This window comes from Okeania sp. SIO2B9, assembly GCF_010672505.1.
Lineage (GTDB): Bacteria > Cyanobacteriota > Cyanobacteriia > Cyanobacteriales > Microcoleaceae > Okeania > Okeania hirsuta.
This window is the reverse complement of sequence record NZ_JAAHGK010000839.1, coordinates 1-3,477: the sequence shown is the minus strand read 5'-3', so window position 1 is coordinate 3,477 and position 3,477 is coordinate 1. Positions and strand designations below refer to the sequence as shown.

The 3,477-nt window shown below is 32.9% G+C and carries 4 protein-coding genes and 1 pseudogene; 4 read left to right on the top strand and 1 reads right to left on the bottom strand.

The annotated features are described in order from the left end of the window. The first annotated feature begins 210 nt into the window (after positions 1–210). The 4 genes and pseudogenes from F6K13_RS24245 (at position 211) to F6K13_RS24230 (ending at position 2,547) form a co-directional block, all read left to right on the top strand. Positions 211–432 carry a tetratricopeptide repeat protein gene (locus F6K13_RS24245; RefSeq protein ID WP_161564714.1) on the top strand — a complete coding sequence of 74 codons (222 nt, stop codon included), beginning with the start codon at positions 211–213 and terminating at the stop codon, positions 430–432. Beyond that, a pseudogene (locus F6K13_RS24240) lies at positions 433–1,293 on the top strand (putative 2OG-Fe(II) oxygenase). A gap of 148 nt (positions 1,294–1,441) precedes the next feature. After that, on the top strand, positions 1,442–1,570 hold the full coding sequence (locus F6K13_RS24235; protein ID WP_124147305.1) for a putative 2OG-Fe(II) oxygenase: 129 nt from the start codon (positions 1,442–1,444) through the stop codon (positions 1,568–1,570). A gap of 464 nt (positions 1,571–2,034) precedes the next feature. After that, positions 2,035–2,547: an inorganic diphosphatase gene (locus F6K13_RS24230; protein WP_124147304.1), complete on the top strand. Its 513-nt coding sequence runs from the start codon at positions 2,035–2,037 to the stop codon at positions 2,545–2,547. 479 nt (positions 2,548–3,026) lie between these two features. On the opposite strand, the gene F6K13_RS24225 is transcribed toward F6K13_RS24230, so the two are convergent. Beyond that, the gene (locus F6K13_RS24225) at positions 3,027–3,278 is read right to left on the bottom strand and encodes a hypothetical protein (RefSeq protein WP_124147303.1); all 252 of its coding nucleotides are present in this window, start codon (positions 3,276–3,278) and stop codon (positions 3,027–3,029) included. Positions 3,279–3,477 lie beyond the last annotated feature (199 nt).

Genomic DNA, 3,477 nt, shown 5'->3' with positions numbered 1-3,477 from the left:
TGGGGTATTAAACCCACAAAGAAAATGATAAAAGTTGTATCATCAGAAATCTTATCCATATTGCTAAAGTTAGTTAACAAAAAGTATAGGGTTATAATATAGTATCTGGCAACAATTAATTAGCTCTGTCTTTTTTCAATAAGTTGTGCGGAAGCAGTAAAATTAATTATTCTATTTATAGCAGTTTTCACAAAAGTAGACTACAGAAATTTGACTAATATTGCTGCTATTTTTTATGAGCAGGGAAAAGTCGATGTAGCTGAAGCTTGTTATCAAGCTGTTGTTGATTTAATTCCTACTTCTGCTGATCCTGATATAAATTTGGGTTTTCTGTTAAGTCAACAGGAAAAACATGAGGAAGTAATTGAATGTTATAACGCTGCATTAAAGCAGGATAAAAATTCTGTTAATGCTATGGCAGGTTTAGCATAAATTTTAGGGAAAAAATCTGAGTGGGAAGCAGCAATAAAGCTATATCAGAAAATTCTTAAACATAATTCTAATTCTGCTGATACTTATGCGCAACTAGGAATAGCTTTACGAGAAATAGGTAAATCTGAAGAAGCGATCGCTCAATTTCAAAAAGCTATAAATATTAATCATAGACATATTGAAGCTTATGCTCATCTGGGTTTAGCTTTGCAAGATGTAGGTAAAAAGTCTGAAGCTGAGTCTATTTTTGACTGCTCAGAATTAGTAGCTAAATACCAGTTTGCCAATGTAGAAGGATGGGAGAATTTTGCAGCTTATAATAGTGACTTGAAAAATTACATTGTTCGACATCCTACTCTTTTAAAAGACCGACCAGGTAAACCAATAAATAGAGGTAGTCAAACTTACGAAATTTTTACAGATAATACTTCCGTAATGGCAGAACTGAAGCAAAAAATTAATCATTACCTCTTTAATTATTTTAGTCGTTTCACTGCTAACTCTAATGATCAATTTTTCCATAATTTACCCTCAGACTGGAAGCTCAGTGATTGGGCGGTTATTTTAGAGTCAGAAGGATTTCAAAACTCTCATATTCATCCTGAAAGTTATTGTAGTGGCGTTTATTATATTCAAGTTCCGAATAGTATAAAAGAAAATCATCATGGCTCTGGTTACTTAAATTTTGGTACTTCTTTTCCCTGAGAATTGGATATGGCAAAAAAAGAGAAATATACGATTCAAGCAGAAGCAGGATTATTAGTAATTTTTCCTTGTTATTTTTGGCACTCTACTATTCCATTTACTGGAGATAGGGAACGAATTTGTATTTCATTTAATTTGATTCCTCTAGATAGGTAGATCAAGAAAAATATGAGGTTTGGGAAAACACTTCATCTTTTAGGTAGAGGCGAGTTTAAATATAAATCAATTTTCCTCATGTCTCAAATAAAATAATTATGGGTCTGGTTATTGAAATTTTCCTACTTCCTTTCCCTCAGAGTAAGACATGAAAAATCAACAGAAATATCTGATTCAGTCAGAAGCAGGATTATTAGTAATTTTTCCTGGTTATTTTTGGCGCTCTACTATTCCATTTACTAGAGATAGAGACCGAATTTATATTTCATTTAGTTGAATTCCTTGAGATGGAAAAATCTCAATATTTGGCAAAATACTAATCATCTATTAAGTAGGGGCGAGTTTAAGAAATCAATTTTTCCTTATCCTCTCTAACAACATAATTCTGGAGTAGGTTACTGAAATTTTCCTACTTCTTTTTCCTGAGAGTAAGACATGAAAAATCAACAGAAATATCAGTGCAGACTAGAAGTAGGATAATCAGTAATTTTTCCTTGTTATTTCTGGCACTCTACTATTCCATTTACTGAAGATAGTGACCAAATTTGTATTTCATTTAATTTGGAAATAAATAAAGAGGGAAAGTCTCCCTGAGAATAAGTGCCTTGTGCCTTAGAAGCAGAACCTCTGGACTCTATCTAAATTAAAACTTCGATCAGCTAAGGCGATAGCTTGACTTTCCTACTTCCTTTTGGTTAAGACTCTTGATATACTCTTTTTTAGTTAAGATGGAGAAATGTCGTGGATTTATCGCTAATTCCAGCCCAACCAGAACCAGGACTAATAAATGTCCTGATAGAAATTCCCGCAGGAAGTAAAAATAAATACGAGTTTGATAAAGATTTACAAGCCTTTGCCCTTGACCGAGTACTTTATTCTTCCGTACAATATCCTTACGATTATGGTTTTGTCCCTAACACCCTAGCAGATGATGGAGACCCCCTTGATGGAATGGTAATTATGGATGAGCCAACATTTCCAGGATGCGTTATTGCAGCAAGACCCATCGGAATGTTAGAGATGATTGATGGAGGGGACAGAGATGAAAAAATCCTCTGTGTACCAGACAAAGACCCACGCTACACTGAGGTTAAATCTCTCCAAGATGTAGCACCTCATCGATTAGAAGAAATAGCAGAATTTTTTAGAACCTACAAAAATTTACAAAAAAAGGTGACAGAAATACTTGGTTGGAAAGATGTTGAGCATGTAATGCCATTAGTAGAAAAATTCGTTAAAGCGGCAAGCAAATAATATTTATTCCAGTATTTTTTGGAATTACAGAAAATTTAGCGGTAGGTTTTCTAGAGATTTTACTCAAATGAAAACCTACCTCTATTTTTTAAAAAGACCTGTTAACTTTTTAAAAATCCTGAACTTATGGCAAAGGAAGAAGGAAGAAGTAAGAAGGAAGAAGTAGGAAAAAAAGAAGGCTTTAGTTATCTATGAGAGAAGGCTTAAATTTCCTATAGACATTAATGCTCTTGTTTACACGCTCTGCAAGGACACGATATGAGTGAGTTTTTTCTAGGTCAATGCTCCACAAACAGGATTTACCAATATCCTAACTAATTAACATAGTGCTATAAAAATAGAAAAACCTTCTGTCCTCAGCACAAGTGCGTTCTGCTACAAGGTATTAAAATCATAAATTTGAGTTTACTAAAAATTAGTTAGTTCTATTTCAATTTTTCTAAATTTTCTAGAGTAGTCAAATAAATTTATTTGTTGGTTTACAACAAAGAATACCCAGCATACTCAATCTCTGCTGCATACTTATGTGCCACCATATCAACTAATTCAGAATCATAATATTTCCAATAATCTTCTCGATTTGATTTATTACGGACAGGGAGCTGAAAGTTTTCTAATTCTAATATTTGGGATACTTTTCTAAAGTCGTTCTCAAGAGATTCAAAACCCATAACAAAATTAACTTCAGGCTTGCTTGACTGTAAACCATGAGTATTTAGATAGTAAAACATTGTTGGGACTTTTCGCAATAAATCAATAAACGTAAGCATTCAGCAGTCAGCTATCAGCTATCAGCTTTATTACCTTTAAAGGATAAAAAAGCAATTTTATCAAAGCTTTAGAGTACGAATCTTTGTTTGAGAATGTAGTAAAAATTAAATTAATGCTTCCTTTTTTATTATTTAGACATCTCCATTCATCAAAAATAAA

Bases quoted from the DNA above. Each gene is read 5' to 3' on its own strand.
- F6K13_RS24225 (WP_124147303.1), bottom strand. From the start codon at position 3,278: ATGTTTTACTATCTAAATACTCATGGTTTACAGTCAAGCAAGCCTGAA.
- F6K13_RS24235 (WP_124147305.1), top strand. From the start codon at position 1,442: ATGAAAAATCAACAGAAATATCTGATTCAGTCAGAAGCAGGATTATTA.